Raw genomic sequence first — 18,868 nt, 5'->3', positions numbered from 1 at the left:
GGACCGACGCGCTTTCAAATCTCATATCGAGGCAGATCAGGCGGCCTGACGGCCCTGCGCCTCGGTCAGCACCGCGTGCAGCGCCGCCGGATCGGTATTGGCACGCAGCTTCTCGCAGATTTCCGGATCGCGCATCGTGCGCGACACGAGTGCGAGCGCCTTCAGGTGCTCCACCCCGGAATCCTTGGGTGCGAAGAGCGCGAAGACCAGATCGACCGGAAGTCGGTCCACCGCGTCGAAATCGAGCGGTTTTTCCAGCCGCAGGAAGACGCCGACCACCTCGTCGAGCCCGTCGAGTCGCGCATGCGGGAGCGCCACGCCATGACCGACACCCGTCGGCCCGAGGCTTTCACGCTCCTGCAAGGCATCGACCGTCTGCGCCGCGGCGAGCCTGTAGACCGACGCGGCGATGTCGCCGAGATCCTGAAAAAGGCGCTTCTTGCTTGTGACGTTCGACAGCACCTTCACGGCGCCCGGCGCAAGCAATTTCGAAAGTTCCATGTAACTCGTCTTTTCCGCGCCTTTTTCCGTGGCGCTCATTTGCTGTTGCGCGGGTCGATCCAGCCGATATTGCCGTCTTCGCGGCGATGCACGACGTTAACCCCGCCATGTTTCTCGTTGCGGAACACCAGAAGGGGCGCGTGCGACAGCTCCATCTGCATCACCGCTTCACCGACCGAGAGCGTGGGAACCTTGGTTTCCATCTCGGCCACGATCATCGGCGCGCCATCGGCCGCCTCGCCCGACTCGTCATTCTCATCGGATGCGAGCACATACAGGCCCGCGGCCTCGAATTCAACCGGTTCCACGCGGTCGCGGTGATGATCTTTCAGCCTGCGCTTATGACGACGCAGTTGCTTGTCCATCTTTTCGCGGCAGCTGTCGAAGGCCGCGTAAACCTCGGTGGCATGACCTTTCGCCGATGCCGTCAGGCCGGTCGAGAGGTGCACGGTGGCTTCGCAGATGAACTCATGGGCGTTCTTGGAGAAGGTGACCGTCGCATCGGTCGGGCGCTGCATGTATTTGTCGACGACTTCGCCGAGTTCGGTTTTGACATGGGATTGCAGGGCTTCCCCGATGTCGATCTGCTTGCCACTGATCTGGTAACGCATGGATTTCCTCCTTCACGCATTGGCCTGCTTCACCCGACCCTGACAGGGGCAAGTTGCAAGCCAGTTAAATTTTTCTCGAAAGCGCGTAGCGGGCCGTGCTCCCGGTTGCAAGACCACAGGCGATCGCGGGCCGAAAACGAGCTCGGTCTGCGCGCGCAGGGAATGGAAACGACGGTCACGCATTTGAATCATATTTGGGTATGGAACCGCAGGGGTGTCAACGGGTCACCTTCGCCGCAGCGCAAAAGCCGCACTCACGCAGCGCTCAAAGGATGCGGAAGTGCTGGCCGAGATAGACACGGCGCACGTTTTCGTCCTGCACGACCTCTTCGGTCGTGCCCGACATCAGCACCGTCCCGTCATGCAGGATATAGGCGCGGTCGACGATCTCGAGCGTCTCGCGCACGTTGTGATCGGTGATCAGGACGCCGATACCGCGATCCTTGAGCTGCGAGACCAATGCGCGGATTTCGGCCACGGCGATCGGGTCGACACCAGCAAAAGGTTCGTCGAGCAGGAGATATTTCGGATCGGCGGCGAGGCAGCGCGCGATCTCGCAGCGGCGCCGTTCGCCCCCTGAAAGCGCCAGTGCCGGGGCCTGGCGCAGATGGCCGATCGAGAAATCGCCCAGAAGCTCCTCGAGGCGCTCGCGGCGGGTATGCGGGTCGGCCTCGGCGATCTCGAGCACGGCCATGATGTTATCCTCGACCGAAAGCCCCCGAAAAATCGACGCTTCCTGCGGCAGATAACCGATCCCGAGTCGCGCGCGGCGATACATCGGCAATCCCGTCACGTCGCGTCCGTCGATCAGGACCTGCCCCGCATCGGGACGAATCAAGCCGGCGATGTTGTAAAAACAGGTGGTCTTGCCCGAACCGTTCGGCCCCAGCAGCGCCACGACCTCCCCGCGCGAAAGATCCAGCGAGACATCGCGGATCACCGGGCGGCGGCGATAGCTCTTGCGCAGTCCGCGAACCTGCAAGCCGCCCTGCCCCGCCACCGGGGCGAGCCCGGTCGCGTCCTGTACCCCGGTCATGCCCGACATCACTGGCCCCCGGTCTTGGTCGCAGGTTTGAGCAGCGTGCGCACGCGCCCGTCCATCTGGCCGGTACCGGTGCGCAGATCGACGTTGAGCTTGTTGCCCGACATCACGTTCTCGCCTTGCGTCAGCAGAACGTTGCCTGTCATCACCACAGTGCCCGCCACCACGTCATATACGGCTTCCTGTGCCTCGGCGGCCTCGGTCGGCGAAACCAGCGTCACGCCGCCCGTCGCATGCAGCGTCGAGATCTTCGAGCGATCCTTCGGGTCATAGATGACCTCGACCTCCGCGGCCTGCATATGCATCGTGCCCTGATTGACGCGCACATCGCCGCTGAACACGGCCTTTCCGCTCTCCTGGTTCACCTTGAGACTGTCCGAAAGCACCTCGACCGGTGCATTCTGGTCCGCGCGGATGCCCGCGAAGGACAGCTGCTGCGCTGCGGCCAGAGCGGGAAGCGCGATCGCGATCAGGAAAGCGGCGGGAAAAGGCGTCCGAAACATGAAAACCCTCACTGTTGCGGCTGATATATCAGCTTCACGCCGCCATTGAAAACAAGATCATGCCCTTTGCCGTCGGCCGTGGGCGTCATTTGCATCGAGCCCGCATCGAGCGTGCCGAACGGCGCTTCGCCATGGATCGGGCCGGGAGAGCTCAACAGGCTGCCATCGGTCTTCATGACCATCTTCTCGGAGTTCATCCGGTAGCCGTCCGAAGTCTGCATCGCGACCTTCTCCGACAGTTCGACCTGACCCAGATCGGGCCGGAACAGACCCGCATTCGAGCTCAGGTCGGTGACATGCCCGTCAGGCGCGGTGAGCTTCGCGGCAAGCTGATCGGCACTCGCGCCGCCCGTTGCCTCGGGCGAGGTGCGCGCCTGTTTTGCAGTCACCGAAAGGGTCGAGCCGTCATCCGTCATCCCGGAATATTCCGGCCGGGTCAGCGCGTTTTCGCGTGCGAGTTTCTCGACATCCACCTTGGCATAGGGGATCGCCGCGCTCGGATCGATCCGGCGCGAGATCAGGAAGATCGTCGACAACAGGACAAGCGCCAGCAGCGGCAGGACGACCTTCGCCCAGTGCACCAGTTGCGTATGGCGGTTGTCATAGATCATCAGACGATCCCGGCGCGCAGGCAGTCATGGATTTGCAGGAAGCCCACGGGCTTTTCGTCCTCAACGACGAAAAGACAGGTGATCTTGCGCTCGTTCATCTGCGCCACTGCCGCCTCGGCGAGCTGGCCCGGCGCGATCGTGCGCGGATTGGCCGTCATCACCTCGGCCACCTTGTGATCTAGCAACCCCTCCATGTGACGCCGCAAATCGCCATCGGTGACGATCCCCGCCAGACGGCCCGCCTCGTCGGTGACGCCCACGACGCCAAAACCCTTCTGGCTCATCACCAGCAGCGCTTCAGGCATCGGCGTCTCCAACCCGACAAGCGGCATCTCGCGATGCATCAGATCCGAGACCTTCGACAAACGTGCGCCCAGCTTGCCGCCCGGGTGGAAGGTGCGGAAATGCTCGGCCGTGAACTCGCGATGCTCCATCAGCGCCACGGCGAGCGCGTCGCCCAGCGCAAGCGTCATCGTCGTCGAGGTCGTCGGCACGACGCCCGTGCCGCAAGCCTCCTCGGCCGCAGGCAGCACCAGCGCGAGATCGGCCTGCCGCAGCAGGGTCGAGTCCGGCCGACTCGCCACACCGATCAACGGAATCCCGAAACGCCGCGTATGGGCGATGAGGTCGGCCAGTTCCGGCGTCTCGCCGGAATTCGACAGAACCAGCGCCAGATCGTCGCGCGTGACCATTCCCAGATCGCCATGGCTTGCCTCGGCCGGGTGCACGAATTGCGCGGGCGTGCCGGTCGAAGCCAGCGTCGCCGCGATCTTGCGCCCGATATGGCCCGATTTCCCCATGCCGGAGACGATCACGCGGCCCCTGGTTTCGAGGATCATCGCCACCGCGCGCGAAAACTCGCCATCGAGACTGTCGGCCAGCGCCGCCAACCCCGCCGCCTCGATCCCGATCACGCGTTTCGCGATGCCCGAATAATCAGTGGTGGAAGATGTCATTGGGTTCCTCCCATCCCAGCAGGTCGAGCTTCGCCCGCGTCGGCAGGAAGTCGAAACAGGCCTGCGCCAGCTCCATCCGGTTCTCGCGCTTGAGCCGGTTCACCAGCTCGGCCTTCATCTTGTGAAGATGCAGCACATCCGAGGCCGCGTATTCCATCTGCGCCTCGGTCAGCTCCGCCGCGCCCCAATCCGAACTTTGCTGTTGCTTGGAGATATCGACACCGACCAGTTCCTGAACCAGCACTTTGAGCCCGTGACGATCGGTATAGGTCCGCACCATCTTGGAGGCGATCTTCGTGCAGAAAACCGGCTTCGTCTCGACGCCGAAGGCATTATAGAGCGCAGCCACGTCGAAACGCGCGAAATGAAAGAGTTTCTCGACCGCGGGATCGGCCAGCATCCTGCACAGGTTCGGCGCCTCGGTCTGACCTTTCGCGATCTTCACCAGATGCGCATCGCCATCACCCGACGACAGCTGCACCAGGCACAGCCGGTCGCGCCGCGGATCGAGCCCCATGGTCTCGCTGTCGATGGCCACGACAGGCCCAAGGTCGAGCCCTTCGGGCAGGTCATTGTGATGCAGGTGGATCGCCACGGCTTGTCCTCTCAGATCGTTCTGCCGGGCATATAAGCGCTTTGCGCCCTGCTTGCCAACGCGGGAAGACCGCAGGCGCGGTCACCCCTTCTTGCGCGGGGGCTTCGGATTGGGCGCGAAGAGTTCCGGATGCGCCTTGAAGAGCCGCGACAGGGTCCGATATCGGCCGCCACGGAACTTCCCGGTCTCATGGATCAGCCGCAGCAACTCGATCGAGGCCAGCGGCAGGCTTTCGTTCTCGCGTGGCGGAAGCACGACTTCGGCAATCCGGTCCTGCGAGACCCCCGCGAGTTCGAGAATGAAGCGCCCCATCAGACGATCCGCGCCAATTTCCTCGGCCATGTCGAGCACGTGCAGCCGCTCACCCAGCAGCCCGCGGAACTGCTCGATGATCCGGCGGGGCGCATCGAGGTCCGAATGGTTCTTTGCCCAGGTCTCGAAATCAGCCTTCACGCGACGCATCTTGAACGCCTGGTTCCATGCGCTGCGCTGCCAGGATTTCGGCTCCCGGTGATAAATCACGTAGTGAACGTCGTAAGCCGAAAGCGCCGCGTCGAGATGGGCGACCCAAGGCAGGTAGTTGGTTCGCTCGGGTGGATCGAAAATCTTCCCTGATTCAATGCCGATCATATTTTCGTCCGAGATCACCAGAGTCTCGAAATCCATCGCATCGATCGTACGAACCATCTGGCGCAAGGCCATCTCGTGGCGCAGCTTCCACCAGAACAGGTGACCGCTGCGGCGATATTTGAGCGCATATTTGCGCAGCCGATAGGTCAGCTCATCCTTGGGCGACGCGACGATCCCCTCGCCCAAGCGGTCGCCATTGGCGGCGAGCATCCCCTGAATCGTCGTGCTTCCGGTCTTCGGGAAACCAAGATGAATGATGATGCGGCGTTTCTGGGCGGACATGAGATCACTTCACGCAACGGGCACGTTTCAGAGCGTGGGTGTAGCTTTACAGCCCAGCCCGAACAACAGTTTTCAGCCCCTATCCGGCACAAATCACGACTGCACCGTTATTCCGTCAGGATCGAAGCCCGCTGCCCCGATCCAACCTCGCATCCGTCGCGTTCCAAGCGCGCCGCGTCTTGCGGCGATGATCTCAAGCGTTGATTTATCGGCATATTTCCCCGAAGGAAGGAAAGGACATCACTAGAGAGAAGACACTCAACCTGCATGGCTTCCCTTCCGGCACATGATCTGCGCGACAGGATCGCACGACCCGGCGTCAATGCCCTCACGCCGTTCTTTCGCAAATATCCCTGTTCCGGCCCCTGCAGCCTCTTCCACATGATCCCGCGCGGCGCGTTCTCTCCCGATGACATGTTTTTCTACAATCGCATTCCCAAAGCCGCGAATACGACCGTGGCCCGGATCCTGTCGGAACATTCGTCCTATCGCCGCCCCCTCGCCGGCGAAGGTGACAAGCACAGATGGCTGCGCCCGCCCTATATGTCGCGCGCTCAGGTAGCCGCGCTTGAGAGCGATGCCGTTTTCACCTTCACCGTCGTGCGCAATCCCTTCACCCGCGTGCTGTCGTCCTATCAAGACAAAATCCTGCGCGGTCCCCGCATGGAGCGCTGGAAACATATGCTCGAGCTCGACGAAAACGGTCAGCCGAGCTTTCTCTCCTTTTGCCGCTTCCTCGATCAGGGTGGGCTCTATCGCGATGCCCATTGGGCACCGCAGAGCGCGTTGATGCTGCTGCCGCTCGATAAGTTCGATCATATCTGCAAAGTGGAATCGCTCGATGCGGATCTCGTCACCGCCGTGCAACGGATCTGGGGGAGCGATGGCCCGGCAGAGCTGCCTCGCGCGGGCAATCCGACGAACGCGGAAGAAAAACTCCGCACGGCCTATTGCGACAAGAGCGAAGCGCTCATCCGCAAGCTCTATGCGGCGGATTTCGCGGCGTTCGGGTATTCCACGGAACTTCTCTGAGAGCCTTCACGCCCGGCCTTCCTCCAGCGGCTTCCAGCGGATCACTCGCCACAGATAGACCAGCACCAACGCGATCAGCAGCCCCGTCGAAACCGGGTTCACCCAATTCGCGACCTCGCCATATTGACGGTGCAGCACGAACCCCGCGATGGTCAGGAAACTCGTCCAGAGCGCGGACCCCACCGTCGTATAGGCGAGAAACGGCACGAAAGGCATCCGTGCCATACCCGCCGGCACCGAAATCAATGTGCGTGCTCCGGGCATCATCCGGCCGAGAAACACCGCCGCCCAACCGTGGCGGTCGAACCAATGTTTCGTGCGGGTGATGTCACGCGGGGCGATCCCGATCCAGCGCCCGTGGCGGCGCGACAGGGCGCAAAGGCGCTCCAACCCGATCTTCAGCCCGATCCAGTACCACAAAACCGCGCCCAAGACCGAGCCTGCCGTTCCTGCGAAGATCAGCCAGAGCAGCGAGAAATCTCCGCGCGCCGCCATGTAACCCGCCAGCGGCATGATCAGCTCGGAAGGGATCGGCGGAAACACATTCTCCGCCAGCATCAACCCCGCAATGCCCAGATAGCCGAAAGCCGCGATAACGCCGGTGATCCACTGAAACATGGTGCCTCCTTTGCAGGAGTTACGCATGCCCACCCCGCAAGGTTCCGAAGCCCACCCCGCCACAGCGGTCCATAAACGCAAAAACCCGAGCCGAAGCCCGGGTTTTCGAGGTGATGGTGAGCCGTGCAGGATTCGAACCTGCGACCCACTGATTAAAAGTCAGTTGCTCTACCAACTGAGCTAACGGCCCATCACAGGGCGCGTCTCTACAAACCCCCGCCGGGGGGGTCAAGGCATAAAATTCACAAAAACTACGCATCTGGAAAAAACCGGGCCGCAGGCGTATATCGCGCGCCATGAATACAGCGCGCACAGCCTCCGGCCTGCCCTTCATGAAAATGCACGGGCTCGGCAATGATTTCGTCGTGATCGACGCCCGCAAGGGCGACGATCCGGTCACGCCTGCGCTGGCACGCGCGCTCGGAGATCGCCATCGCGGCGTCGGGTTTGACCAGCTCGCGGTGATCCGTCCGGCGCAAGGGGCTGATTTCACGCTCGATTTCTGGAATTCCGATGGCTCGCGGGCGGGCGCTTGCGGCAATGCCACGCGCTGCGTGAGCGATTACATGATGCGCCAGCTCGGACAGGATCGCGTCACGCTTTTGACCGAACGCGGAGAGCTTGGCGCGGTTCGGCGGGCCGACGGGATGGTCTCGGTCAATATGGGCGCACCGATTCTCGACGCCGCGCAGATTCCTGTCCTGCCGGGCAACGATCCCGCGCATCTGCCGCTCGAGGGCGATCCGATCGCGGTGGGCATGGGCAACCCGCATTGCGTCTTCTTCGTCGAGGATGCGAACAGCTTGGACCCGGCCGCGCGCGGCCCTGCAGTCGAGCACGATGCCCTTTTCCCCGAGCGCACGAATGTCGAATTCGCCTCGCTCATCGGCCCCGACCATCTGCGCATGCGCGTCTGGGAGCGCGGCACCGGCATCACGCTCGCTTGCGGCTCGGGCACCTGTGCGACCGCCGTCGCCGCCAACCTGCGCGGGTTGACCGGCAAGCATGTGCTCGTCGATGTCGATGGCGGGCAACTCGAGATCGACTGGCGCGAGGATGGCGTCTGGATGACCGGCCCGACCGCGCATGTCTTCGACGCGACGCTCACCCCCGAATTTCTGGCCTCGCTATGAAACCGCCCGTTTTCTCGACGCTCGGCTGCCGTCTCAACGCCTATGAGACGGAGGCGATGAAAGAGCTGGCCGAGCAGGCCGGGCTGGAAGGCGCGGTCGTGGTCAATACCTGCGCCGTGACCGCCGAGGCCGTGCGCAAGGCCAAGCAGGAAATCCGCCGTCTGGCGCGCGAAAACCCCGGCGCGCCGGTGATCGTGACGGGATGCGCCGCGCAGACCGAGCCCGAGACCTTCGCAGCCATGGGCGAGGTCACCAAGGTCATCGGCAATCACGAGAAGATGCAGGCCGAGACCTGGGCGCAGCTTGCCCCGCAAGGCCCCGATTTCATCGGCGAGACCGAGCGCGTCATGGTCGACGACATCATGTCGGTCAAGGAGACCGCCGGTCACCTGATTGACGGATTCGGCCGCCATCGCGCCTATGTGCAGGTGCAAAACGGCTGCGATCACCGCTGCACCTTCTGCATCATCCCCTTCGGTCGCGGCAATTCGCGCTCGGTCCCCGCGGGTGTCGTGGTCGAGCAGATCAAGCGTCTCGTGGATCGCGGTTTCAACGAGGTCGTGCTGACCGGGGTGGACCTGACCTCCTGGGGCGCTGATCTTCCCGGCGAACCGCGGCTGGGCGATCTGGTGATGCGGATCCTGCGTCTGGTGCCGGACCTGCCGCGCCTGCGGATCTCCTCGATCGATTCGATCGAGGCCGACGAGAACCTGATGCTCGCGATCGCGACCGAGCCGCGCCTGATGCCGCATCTTCACCTGAGCTTGCAGGCCGGCGACGACATGATCCTGAAACGGATGAAGCGCCGCCACCTGCGCGACGACGCGATTCGCTTCACCGAGGAGGCGCGCAAGCTGCGCCCCGGCATCGTATTCGGCGCCGATATCATCGCGGGTTTCCCGACCGAGACCGAAGCGATGTTCGAAAACTCCCTGCGGCTCGTGGATGATTGTCACCTGACCTTCCTGCACGTCTTTCCCTATTCCGCGCGCAAGGGCACGCCCGCCGCCCGGATGCCCGCTGTCAAAGGCCCGATCATCAAGGATCGCGCCGCGCGGCTGCGCGCCAAGGGTGAAGCGGCACTGGCAGCCCACCTTCAGGCGCAGGTGGGGACCGAACAGGTCGTGCTGACCGAAGGCCCGCGCGTGGCGCGCACCGAAGGCTTTGCCGAGGTGGCTTTCGGAGCGGATCAGCCCGAAGGCACGTTGATGAGCGTGCGCATCAGCGGCCATGACGGAACGCGGTTGCTGGCGGGGTAAGCGGGCGCTGCCCCGTCGCCGGAGGGCGACATTTCGTCGTCAGAGAGGGGGCCCTGCCCCGCCGTCGCCGGAGGACGACAAATGACGAAGAAAGAGGGGGCGCTGCCCCCTCGGCGCGTTGCGCCTCACCCCCGGGATATTTGGACCAAGAGGAAGGGGGCTTTCGTTTTTCTCTGCGTAAGCTAGCTTGTGGCCCATGCTGCGGATCAACGATCAGATTGCCATCGAGGATTGGGAAATCACCGAGAGCTTCACCCGGGCGCAGGGCCCCGGCGGGCAGAACGTGAACAAGGTCTCGACCGCCGTCGAGCTGCGCTTCGAGGCGGAACGCTCGCCCAATCTGCCACCGCCGGTGAAGGCGCGTCTGCGCCGGATCGCGGGGCGGAAATGGACGACGGATGGGGCGATCGTCTTGCAGGTTCAGGATACGCGCTCGCAGGCGCGCAACCGCGAGATCGCGCGCGAGCGCCTGGCCGAGATGATCCGCAAGGCGCTGGAAAAGCCCAAGAAGCGGATCGCAACGCGGCCCACGCTGGGTTCGAAGAAGCGCCGGCTGAAGGCGAAGACGATCCGGGGTGAGGTGAAGGCGCTGCGCGGGAAGGTATCGGATGGGGAATGATCTGCTGGAGCGGCGCGCGCGGCTGTTGGGGCCGAACGTGCCGATTTTCTACGACCGCCCGGTGGAGATCGTGCGCGGGCAGGGCGCGTATCTGTTCGATGCGCGGGGGCAGCGTTACCTCGATGCCTATAACAACGTCGCCCATTGCGGCCATTCCCATCCGCGTATCGTCAAGGCGATCTGCGAGCAGGCCGGGGTGCTCAACACCCATACGCGCTACCTGCATGAGGGCATTCTCGATTATGCCGAGACACTGCTGGGCAAGGTCAGTTTCCCCGGCCAGCTTCTGATGACCTGCACCGGGTCCGAGGCCAATGACGTCGCTTTGCGGATGGCGCAGGCAGTTACCGGCAAGCGCGGCTTCATCGCGACCGACAACACCTATCACGGCAACACGACCGCCGTGGCGCATCTCTCGACCCGGCGCCCGCCGATCGGGGGCTGGCCGGATCACATCCGCCGGGTGCCCGCGCCGGACAGTCTTGCGCCCCTGGGCGGGTCGCTTGACGCGCAGCCCGAGGCCTTCGCCGCGAACGTCGCGCGCGCCATCGACGAGCTGGAGGCGAGCGGGCACGGATTCGCGGGCTTCATGCTCTGCCCGATCTTCGCCAATGAGGGGATGCCCGGCGTCGCCCCCGGTTTCCTCGACCCCACGGTGGAGGTGATCCGCCGCGCGGGCGGGCTGATCCTGTGCGACGAGGTTCAGCCCGGTTTCGGCAGAATAGGGTCGAATTTCTGGGGCCACGAGTGGCTCGGCTTCACCCCCGACGTGGTCACGATGGGCAAGCCGATGGGCAATGGCCACCCGGTCGCGGGGCTGGTGGCGGCGCCTCAGGTGATGGCCGCCTTCCGCGAGGCGTTTGGCTATTTCAACACCTTCGGCGGCAATCCTGTCTCGGTCGCCGCGGCGATGGAGGTACTGCGGGTAATCGAGGAGGAAGGCTTGCAGGAGAACGCGGCCGAGGTCGGGGCCTATCTGCTCGACGGGCTGCGCGAGCTGTCTCATCCGTTGATCGCCGACACGCGCGGGCTTGGCCTCTTTCTCGGGATCGAACTGGCCCGGGATGGCGAGCCTGCGAGCGCTGAGGCCGGTCGCATCGTCGAGGCGATGCGCGATCGTCACGTCTTGATGGGCCGGGTGGGCCGCGCGCAGCACATCCTCAAGATCCGCCCGCCGATGGTCTTTTCCCGCGCGGATGCCGACGAGCTGATCGGCAAGCTCTCGGACTGTTTCGAGGAGCTGCCCGCATGAGTTCGGACAAGATCGCACAGGCGATGGCGGAGGCTGCGCTGTATTCCTGGGGGCAGGCCTCCGAACCGCCCCGGCTGGTGAAGAACCGCGAGAATATCGTCTTCGAGGCGCATCTGAAGAACGGTCACCGCGTCGCCCTGCGCCTGCACCGTCCCGGCTATCAGGGGCGCAAAGGCATCGAGGCCGAGCTGCGCTGGTGCGAGGCGCTGGCCGATCAGGGCCTGCCGGTGCCGCGCCCGGTGCGCGCGCTGAACGGGGAGCTGACGGGATCGGTGCGCAACCGGGTGACCTCTTGCGTGGAGTGGCTCGAGGGTGCGCCGATCGGGGCGGGCGATCTGCCGCTCGGGCCTGATGGCGCGCAGGTGCGCCGCGATGCCGAGGCGCTAGGCGCGCTTATCGCGCGCTTTCATTCCGCCTGCGACGCCGCCCCGCCGCATGACTTCACGCGCCATGCCTGGGACATCGAGGGGCTTGTGGGCGAGCGCGCGCTCTGGGGGCGGTTCTGGGAGCATCCCCAACTCAGCGCAGACGAGGCCGCGACCCTGATCGAGGCGCGCGATCTGGCGCGGGAGCGGCTCGTGCTGGCCAGCGATTTCGGCCCGATCCATGCGGATGTCCTGCGCGAGAACGTGCTGAGCGGTCCGGCGGGCCTCTCGCTGATCGACTTCGACGACTGCGGTCCGGGATATCGGCTCTACGACCTCGCGACCGCGCTCGTTCAGGGCTGGGGAGACCCGCTCTGGGCCGAGCAGGCCGAGGGGCTGGTGGCAGGCTATCGCGGCGCGCGTCCGTTCCCGCCCGAACAAGAGGCGTTGCTGCCGCTTTTCATAGCACTACGTGCCTTTGCGTCAGCTGGCTGGATTGTGACCCGTGCGACCCCTTCCGATCCGCGCCAGAGACTGTACCTAGATCGCGCGCTCGATCTCGCGCGTCATCTGATCGACGATACGCCGCCATGGGAGACCGGCAGATGAAATGGGCCAAAACCGTCGCGAAGGGCATTCTCGGCCATCGCCCCGCCTCGTTACAGGTGGCGGCGCTGTGCCTGCGTGTGCGCGACGGAAAGACCCAGGTTCTGCTGATCACTTCGCGCGATACCGGTCGCTGGGTGCTGCCGAAGGGCTGGCCGATGCGGGGCCGCTCGCTTTCGGGAGCCGCCCAGCAGGAAGCCTGGGAAGAGGCCGGCGCGCGCGGCTTGGTCGAAAAGGAACCGATCGGCGATTTTCACTACGACAAGATCCTCGACAGCGGGCTTGCGGTGCCCACGGATGTGATCGTCTTCTTGCTCCGGGTGGAGCAGCTGGAGAAAACCTATCCCGAGGTCGGCCAGCGCAAGCGCAAGTGGTTCGCACCCAAAGAGGCCGCCGGCCTCGTCGCCGAAGAGGGCCTGCAGAAGATTTTGCGCAACCTTTGAGAGAGACGCTCCCGCGCAGGCTTGTCACACAGACTCATTCCCGCTAGGGCACCGGGAATTTGTGACACCCAGACGACAGGTTCGTGACAGTGGCCAGCCAGAACCCCGACCCCCGCGTCAATCAGTGGAAAACCCTCGACAAGGATCTCAAGCGGATCGGCCGGGTCGAGGAAGGCGCGCAATTCGTGGCGCGTGGGCTCGTCGCACCGGGTCTGGCGCTGGCCTTCATCGTGCTCGCCGGTCTGGTGGCCGCCGTGCTGATGGGCGGTCAGCCCGGACAGCTCGTGGTGATCGCGGCGGCCGGGATCGGGGCCTACATGGCGCTCAATATCGGCGCGAACGATGTCGCCAACAACATGGGCCCCGCAGTGGGCTCCAAGGCGATGACGTTGTTGCTGGCGCTGATCATCGCGGCAATCTTCGAGAGCCTGGGCGCGCTGGTTGCGGGCGGGGATGTGGTGAAGACCGTGGCCAAGGGCATCATCGAGCCCAGCGCGCTGCCCGATTCCACGCATTTCGTCTGGGCGATGATGTCGGCGCTTCTGGCGGCCGCCCTCTGGCTGAACCTCGCGACCTGGCTCGGCGCACCGGTCTCGACCACCCATTCCATCGTCGGCGGCGTCGTGGGCGCGGGGATCGTGGCGGCCGGTTTCGGCGCGGTGGACTGGGCCTCGATGGGGATGATCGCGGCAAGCTGGGTGATTTCGCCCGTGATGGGGGGCGTGATCGCCGCCTTCTTCCTCGCGATCATCAAATCCAAGGTGATCTATGTCGATGACAAGATCGCCGCCGCCCGCAAATGGGTGCCGATCCTGATCGGCATCATGGCAGGCGCCTTCGCCGCCTATCTCGCGCTGAAGGGCCTCAAGCATCTCTTCAAGATCACCCTTCTTCAGGCGGTCATGATCGGCGTGATCGTCGGCGGCGCGGGCTGGTTCATCACGATCCCCCTGATCCGCCGTCAGTCGGAAGGGATGGAGAACCGCAAGAAATCGCTCAAGTCGCTCTTCGCGATGCCGCTCGTCGTCTCGGCCGCGCTGCTGAGCTTCGCTCATGGCGCGAATGACGTGGCCAACGCGGTCGGCCCGCTTGCGGCCATCGTCCACACGGTCGAGCAGGGCGACATCGCCGCACAGGTCGGCATCCCGTTCTGGGTCATGGCCGTAGGCGCGCTTGGGATCTCGGTCGGTCTGCTGCTCTTCGGACCGAAGCTGATCCGCCTCGTCGGCAACGAGATCACCAAGCTCAACCCGATGCGCGCCTATTGCGTGGCGCTTTCGGCGGCGATCACGGTGATCGTGGCGTCGTGGCTGGGCCTGCCGGTCTCCTCGACCCATATCGCGGTCGGCGGCATCTTCGGCGTGGGCTTCTACCGCGAATGGCATGCCGAGAAACGCGCCCGCGAGCTGGGCATCAGCAAGGGCAAGCCCGTCCCCCCCGAGGAGCGCAAGCGCCGCCTTCTCGTGCGCCGCTCGCATATGCTGACCGTGGCCGCGGCCTGGGTGGTCACCGTCCCGGCCTCGGCTGCGCTCTCAGCCGTGCTCTACCTGATCCTCAACGCGATCACCTGACGCTTCAGACGATAACCTTCATCGCCTGCTGCTGGCCCACGTCGAATACGCGCTTGTAGCGGGCGATTTCGTCTGCCGGTCCCATCGCCTTCTCCGGGTTGTCCGACAGCTTCACCGTCGGATGACCGTTCGCCTCCACCGCTTTGCACACAAGGCTGAACGGCGCGAGCGCATCATTCGGCACCAGCCCCCGGAAATCGTTGGTCAGAAGCGTGCCCCAGCCGAAGCTCACCTTCACCCGGCCCACGAATTGCGCGTGAAGCTCGCGGATCTTGTCGACGCTCAGCCCATCCGAGAAGATCACCAGCTTTTCACGCGGGTCTTCCCCGCGCGACTTCCACCAGTCGATCGCGATCTCAGCCCCGGCCGCCGGATCGCCCGAGTCGATCCGGATCCCGGTCCAGCCCGCCAACCAATCGGGCGCGTGCTCCAGAAACCCCTTCGTGCCGTAAGTGTCGGGCAGGATGATGCGCAGGTTGCCCTCATGCTCCTCATGCCAATCGGCGAGAACCTTGTAAGGGGCCTGGGCCAGCTCCGCGTCACTCTCGGCCAGCGCGGCATAGACCATCGGCAGCTCATGCGCGTTGGTGCCCACCGCCTCGATATCGCGCCGCATCGCGATCAGGCAGTTCGACGTGCCGGTAAATGCGCCGCCTTCGGAGACATCGCCCAACCCCTCCAGCATCGCCTGCACGCACCAGTCCTGCCACAGGAAGGAATGCCGCCGCCGCGTGCCGAAATCCGCGATCCGAAGATTGTCCAGCTCGCGCAGCGCCTCGATCTTCTCCCAGACCTTGGTCATCGCGCGGGCATAGAGCACCTGCAGCTCGAACCGCCCCATCCGGTTCAGCACGGCCCGCCCACGCAGCTCCATCAGGATCGCCAGCGCCGGGATCTCCCAGAGCATGACCTCGTGCCATTTGCCCTCGAAGGTCAGCTCATATTGCCCGTCGCGCTTTTCGAGATGATAGGGCGGCAGCTGATAGCCCTCGAACCACTCCATGAAATCCGAGCGGAACATCTGCCGCTTGCCGTAGAACGTGTTGCCGCGCAGCCAGGTGCTTTCGCCCCGCGCCAATTTCAGCGAGCGCGCATAATCGAGCTGTTCACGCAGCTCGCCTTCGTCGATCAGGTCCGCAAGCCGGATCGATTTCGTCCGGTTGATCAGGCTGAACGTGACGTTGGTGTCGGGCTTGTTGCGGAAAATCGACTGGCACATCAACAACTTATAGAAATCCGTGTCGATGAGCGACCGCACGATCGGGTCGATCTTCCACTTGTGGTTATAAACGCGGGTGGCGATATCGACCATGGATCAGGCCTCCAGCTTCACGCCGGCCGCGCGCATCGCCTCATGCGCTGCCGCGAGCGAGCCGTCGAGGTCGATAGCACGGCACGCGCCTTCCAGCACCGTCGCCTTGAACCCGAGCTTCGCCGCGTCCAGCGCCGACCAGGCCACGCAGAAATCTGTGGCGAGCCCGACGAAACTCAGCTCCTCGATGCCCCGGTCGCGCAGGTAGCCCGCAAGCCCCGTCGTGGTCTTGTGGTCATTCTCGAAAAAGGCCGAATAGCTGTCCACGCCCGCGCGGAAACCCTTGCGGATGATCATCTGCGCCCGGTCCACCGCCAGATCGGGATGAAACTCGGCACCCGTGGTGCCTTGCACGCAATGATCCGGCCAGAGCGTCTGCAGCCCATAATCCATATGCACCTGCGTAAAGGGCGCGCCGCCCTCATGCTGGCTCGCGAACGAGGAATGGTCGGCAGGGTGCCAATCCTGCGTCAGCACCACCGTATCGAACTCGGTCATCAGCACGTTCACGCGCGGCAGGATCTCGTCCCCGCCCGCCACCGCCAGCGCGCCGCCGGGGCAGAAGTCGTTTTGCACGTCGATCACGATCAGGGCTTTGGTCATCTCATCTCTCCCGCAGGGTCCACTCATGGGTAGGGCGCGGACCCCGCATGGTCAACGGCTCTTGCCTAAAGCCCCCGCGCGGCGCTAATCCCTGCCCCATGTTTACCGTCGCCGCGCTCTATCATTTCACCCGGTTCGAAAATCCCGAGGCCCTCAAGGCCCCGCTGGCAAAGCTCGCCTGCGCGCAAGGGGTGAAAGGCTCGCTCCTGATCGCGCGCGAGGGGATCAACGGCACCATCGCGGGCCCGCGTGAGGGGATCGACGCGGTTCTCGCCCATATCCGCGCGCTGCCGGGCTGTTCCGATCTGGAGTGGAAGGAAAGCACCGCCGAGCAGATGCCCTTCGGCCGGATGAAGGTGCGGCTCAAGCGCGAGATCGTCACCATGGGCGAGCCCGATATCGACCCGAAGGCCCGCGTCGGCCATTACGTCGAGCCGCAGGACTGGAACGAACTGATCTCCTCGCCCGACACGGTGGTGATCGACACCCGCAACGATTACGAGATCGAGATCGGCACGTTCGAGGGCGCCATCGACCCCGGCACGAAATCCTTCCGCGAGTTTCCCGCTTGGTGGCGCGACAATGCGCATCGCTTCCACAACAAGCGCGTCGCGATGTTCTGCACCGGCGGCATTCGCTGTGAAAAATCGACGAACTTCCTGCTCGCCGAGGGCGTGCCCGAGGTCTATCACCTCAAGGGCGGCATCCTGAAATATCTGGAAGAAATGCCCGAGGAGGGCTCGCTTTGGCACGGCGACTGTTTCGTCTTCGACCAGCGCGTCAGCCTGCGCCACGGGCTCAAACAGGGCGATTACGACAGCTGTCACGCCTGCCGCCGTCCGGTTTCCGCCGAGGACAAACGCCATCCCGATTACGAAGAGGGCGTTTCCTGTCATCGTTGCATCGGGGAGTATTCCGACGCCGATCGCGCGCGTTTCCGCGAACGCGAGCACCAGATGCGCCTCGCCGCCCAACGCGGAGAGACGCATCTCGGGCGGGATTAATTCCCGGCGCAGCTCTGCGTCAGATCATTGCAGCCCTGCGTGACGACGGGGCTTCCCGTGCTCGGGAAATCGAGGCGCGGCAGCGTGAAATCCCCGATACCGGCCGAGGCGGCCGTGACACCGGCCAGACTCAGGAGCAGGGCATAAGCGAAGCGTTTCATGACGAATCTCCATAACTGAACTCGTTCGTTCATTTTGGGAATATGAACCGATCCGTTCAGATTGCAAGAGATTCTGAACTGCTTAGTTCGAAATGCCGCATTGCATTGCGCGCAAACCCCGCTATTTTGGAATTGTTCTAAAAGAGAGGGTCTCCCCCATGCTTCCCGGATTTGCCTCCCGTCGGCGGTTCAGCGACCTGTCCGAACAGGAAGTTCTCGCGCTCGCCATCTCCTCCGAAGAAGATGACGCACGCATCTACCGCCAATATGCCGAACACCTGCGCAAGGATTTCCCCGCCTCAGCCAATATCTTCGAGGGCATGGCCGAGGAAGAGGACGAGCACCGCCGCCGCCTCATCGCGCGCCATCAGGAACGCTTCGGCGAGGTGATCCCGCTCATTCGCCGCGAACATGTCGCGGGCTTTTACAATCGCAAACCGGTCTGGCTGGCAAAGAACCTCTCGCTCGACACGATCCGCGGCGAGGCCGAGGCGATGGAGCGTGAGGCGGGCAAGTTCTACACCCTCGCCGCCCAGCGCAGTTCGGATGCCAGCACCCGCGAGTTGCTGGGCGATCTCGCCGCTGCGGAACTCGGCCACGAGAAGAAGGCCGAAGAGCTGACGGCGACCAACCTGCCCGAAAGCGAGAAGGACGAGGAAGACCGCGCCGCGCATCGCCAGTTCGTTCTGACCTGGGTGCAGCCGGGCCTCGCGGGGCTGATGGACGGCTCGGTGTCGACCCTCGCCCCGATCTTCGCCACGGCCTTCGCGACCCATGACCCGCACACCACCCTGCTCGTGGGTCTCGCTGCATCCGTCGGCGCGGGGATCTCGATGGGCTTCACCGAGGCCGCCCATGATGACGGCGTGATCTCGGGACGTGGCTCGCCGCTCAAGCGCGGCCTGGCTTCGGGCATCATGACCGCGATCGGCGGCCTGGGTCACGCATTGCCCTACCTGATCCCCGATTTCTGGACCGCGACCACCATCGCCTTCGTCGTCGTGTTCCTGGAGCTTTGGGCGATCACCTGGATCCAGAACCGCTACATGGAGACGCCCTTCCTGCGCGCCGCCTTCCAGGTCGTGCTCGGCGGGGCTCTGGTCTTCGCAGCGGGCGTGTTGATCGGCGGCGGCTGATCCCGACCGCCGCGCCCCTTGCG

The 18,868-nt window shown here is 64.2% G+C and carries 22 protein-coding genes and 1 tRNA gene; 10 read left to right on the top strand and 13 right to left on the bottom strand.

The window, feature by feature from the left end; all coding sequences use genetic code 11:
• Positions 1 to 36 precede the first annotated feature (36 nt).
• From BMI90_RS05410 to BMI90_RS05375, 8 genes are all read right to left on the bottom strand, one after another.
• Positions 37 to 501 carry a PTS sugar transporter subunit IIA gene (locus BMI90_RS05410; protein ID WP_078526751.1) on the bottom strand — a complete coding sequence of 155 codons (465 nt, stop codon included), beginning with the start codon at positions 499 to 501 and terminating at the stop codon, positions 37 to 39.
• A gap of 35 nt (positions 502 to 536) precedes the next feature.
• Positions 537 to 1,112, bottom strand: coding sequence for a ribosome-associated translation inhibitor RaiA (gene raiA / locus BMI90_RS05405; protein ID WP_078526749.1), 576 nt, complete (start codon positions 1,110 to 1,112; stop codon positions 537 to 539).
• Positions 1,113 to 1,377: 265 nt separating this feature from the next.
• The gene (gene lptB, locus BMI90_RS05400; RefSeq protein WP_245794978.1) at positions 1,378 to 2,157 is read right to left on the bottom strand and encodes an LPS export ABC transporter ATP-binding protein; all 780 of its coding nucleotides are present in this window, start codon (positions 2,155 to 2,157) and stop codon (positions 1,378 to 1,380) included.
• The gene (gene lptA / locus BMI90_RS05395; protein WP_078526747.1) at positions 2,157 to 2,657 is read right to left on the bottom strand and encodes a lipopolysaccharide transport periplasmic protein LptA; all 501 of its coding nucleotides are present in this window, start codon (positions 2,655 to 2,657) and stop codon (positions 2,157 to 2,159) included. Before lptA ends, lptB begins: the two co-directional genes overlap by 1 nt.
• A gap of 8 nt (positions 2,658 to 2,665) precedes the next feature.
• Complete coding sequence (locus tag BMI90_RS05390; RefSeq protein ID WP_078526745.1) at positions 2,666 to 3,268, bottom strand: hypothetical protein; 603 nt, start codon at positions 3,266 to 3,268, stop codon at positions 2,666 to 2,668.
• Entirely contained in the window at positions 3,268 to 4,224 is a 957-nt protein-coding gene (locus tag BMI90_RS05385; protein WP_078526743.1) for a KpsF/GutQ family sugar-phosphate isomerase, read from the bottom strand. The genes BMI90_RS05390 and BMI90_RS05385 overlap by 1 nt, the downstream gene beginning before the upstream one ends.
• Positions 4,205 to 4,819: a ribonuclease D gene (locus BMI90_RS05380; protein WP_078526741.1), complete on the bottom strand. Its 615-nt coding sequence runs from the start codon at positions 4,817 to 4,819 to the stop codon at positions 4,205 to 4,207. The genes BMI90_RS05385 and BMI90_RS05380 overlap by 20 nt, the downstream gene beginning before the upstream one ends.
• Positions 4,820 to 4,900: 81 nt before the next feature.
• A complete protein-coding gene (locus BMI90_RS05375) occupies positions 4,901 to 5,731 on the bottom strand; it encodes a hypothetical protein (protein ID WP_078526739.1) in 831 nt (276 codons plus the stop codon).
• A 267-nt stretch (positions 5,732 to 5,998) separates the two neighbouring features.
• Between BMI90_RS05375 and BMI90_RS05370 the strand changes: the two genes are divergently transcribed.
• Entirely contained in the window at positions 5,999 to 6,763 is a 765-nt protein-coding gene (locus tag BMI90_RS05370; RefSeq protein WP_078526737.1) for a sulfotransferase family protein, read from the top strand.
• A 6-nt stretch (positions 6,764 to 6,769) separates the two neighbouring features.
• Here the strand turns inward: BMI90_RS05370 and BMI90_RS05365 are convergent, their stop codons facing one another.
• Both BMI90_RS05365 and BMI90_RS05360 read right to left on the bottom strand, forming a co-directional pair.
• A complete protein-coding gene (locus BMI90_RS05365; RefSeq protein ID WP_078526735.1) occupies positions 6,770 to 7,381 on the bottom strand; it encodes a DedA family protein in 612 nt (203 codons plus the stop codon).
• Positions 7,382 to 7,495: 114 nt separating this feature from the next.
• Positions 7,496 to 7,571 (bottom strand) — tRNA-Lys (locus BMI90_RS05360).
• Between the two features lie 106 nt (positions 7,572 to 7,677).
• On the opposite strand from BMI90_RS05360, the gene dapF reads away from it, so the two are divergent.
• The 7 genes from dapF to BMI90_RS05325 all read left to right on the top strand — a co-directional run bounded on the left by dapF (position 7,678) and on the right by BMI90_RS05325 (position 14,629).
• Positions 7,678 to 8,514: a diaminopimelate epimerase gene (gene dapF, locus BMI90_RS05355; RefSeq protein ID WP_078526733.1), complete on the top strand. Its 837-nt coding sequence runs from the start codon at positions 7,678 to 7,680 to the stop codon at positions 8,512 to 8,514.
• Positions 8,511 to 9,773 (top strand): tRNA (N(6)-L-threonylcarbamoyladenosine(37)-C(2))-methylthiotransferase MtaB, encoded by a 1,263-nt coding sequence (gene mtaB, locus BMI90_RS05350; protein ID WP_078526731.1) that lies wholly within the window; start codon positions 8,511 to 8,513, stop codon positions 9,771 to 9,773. The genes dapF and mtaB overlap by 4 nt, the downstream gene beginning before the upstream one ends.
• A gap of 196 nt (positions 9,774 to 9,969) precedes the next feature.
• On the top strand, positions 9,970 to 10,392 hold the full coding sequence (gene arfB, locus BMI90_RS05345) for an alternative ribosome rescue aminoacyl-tRNA hydrolase ArfB (RefSeq protein WP_078527247.1): 423 nt from the start codon (positions 9,970 to 9,972) through the stop codon (positions 10,390 to 10,392).
• Positions 10,382 to 11,644: an aminotransferase class III-fold pyridoxal phosphate-dependent enzyme gene (locus BMI90_RS05340; RefSeq protein WP_078526729.1), complete on the top strand. Its 1,263-nt coding sequence runs from the start codon at positions 10,382 to 10,384 to the stop codon at positions 11,642 to 11,644. The genes arfB and BMI90_RS05340 overlap by 11 nt, the downstream gene beginning before the upstream one ends.
• Complete coding sequence (locus BMI90_RS05335) at positions 11,641 to 12,618, top strand: phosphotransferase (RefSeq protein WP_078526727.1); 978 nt, start codon at positions 11,641 to 11,643, stop codon at positions 12,616 to 12,618. Before BMI90_RS05340 ends, BMI90_RS05335 begins: the two co-directional genes overlap by 4 nt.
• The gene (locus BMI90_RS05330) at positions 12,615 to 13,058 is read left to right on the top strand and encodes an NUDIX hydrolase (RefSeq protein WP_093469958.1); all 444 of its coding nucleotides are present in this window, start codon (positions 12,615 to 12,617) and stop codon (positions 13,056 to 13,058) included. Before BMI90_RS05335 ends, BMI90_RS05330 begins: the two co-directional genes overlap by 4 nt.
• A gap of 83 nt (positions 13,059 to 13,141) precedes the next feature.
• Entirely contained in the window at positions 13,142 to 14,629 is a 1,488-nt protein-coding gene (locus BMI90_RS05325) for an inorganic phosphate transporter (RefSeq protein WP_246831485.1), read from the top strand.
• 4 nt (positions 14,630 to 14,633) lie between these two features.
• On the opposite strand, the gene pncB is transcribed toward BMI90_RS05325, so the two are convergent.
• Positions 14,634 to 15,941 carry a nicotinate phosphoribosyltransferase gene (pncB, locus tag BMI90_RS05320; protein WP_078526723.1) on the bottom strand — a complete coding sequence of 436 codons (1,308 nt, stop codon included), beginning with the start codon at positions 15,939 to 15,941 and terminating at the stop codon, positions 14,634 to 14,636.
• A 3-nt stretch (positions 15,942 to 15,944) separates the two neighbouring features.
• Positions 15,945 to 16,544: a bifunctional nicotinamidase/pyrazinamidase gene (gene pncA / locus BMI90_RS05315; RefSeq protein ID WP_078526721.1), complete on the bottom strand. Its 600-nt coding sequence runs from the start codon at positions 16,542 to 16,544 to the stop codon at positions 15,945 to 15,947.
• A gap of 98 nt (positions 16,545 to 16,642) precedes the next feature.
• Here pncA and BMI90_RS05310 point away from each other — a divergent pair, with 98 nt between their 5' ends.
• Positions 16,643 to 17,548, top strand: a complete 906-nt coding sequence (locus BMI90_RS05310; protein WP_078526718.1) for a rhodanese-related sulfurtransferase — start codon at positions 16,643 to 16,645, stop codon at positions 17,546 to 17,548.
• Here the strand turns inward: BMI90_RS05310 and BMI90_RS18705 are convergent.
• Positions 17,545 to 17,709, bottom strand: coding sequence for a hypothetical protein (locus BMI90_RS18705; protein WP_158521705.1), 165 nt, complete (start codon positions 17,707 to 17,709; stop codon positions 17,545 to 17,547). The genes BMI90_RS05310 and BMI90_RS18705 overlap by 4 nt on opposite strands.
• A gap of 158 nt (positions 17,710 to 17,867) precedes the next feature.
• Here BMI90_RS18705 and mbfA point away from each other — a divergent pair, with 158 nt between their 5' ends.
• The gene (gene mbfA, locus BMI90_RS05305; protein WP_078526716.1) at positions 17,868 to 18,845 is read left to right on the top strand and encodes an iron exporter MbfA; all 978 of its coding nucleotides are present in this window, start codon (positions 17,868 to 17,870) and stop codon (positions 18,843 to 18,845) included.
• Positions 18,846 to 18,868: the final 23 nt, after the last annotated feature.

It is taken from the genome of Thioclava sp. L04-15 (assembly GCF_002020275.1).
Taxonomy (GTDB): Bacteria; Pseudomonadota; Alphaproteobacteria; order Rhodobacterales; family Rhodobacteraceae; genus Thioclava; species Thioclava marina.
Note: the sequence above shows the minus strand (reverse complement) of the source record. Positions and strands in the feature narration are given on the sequence as shown.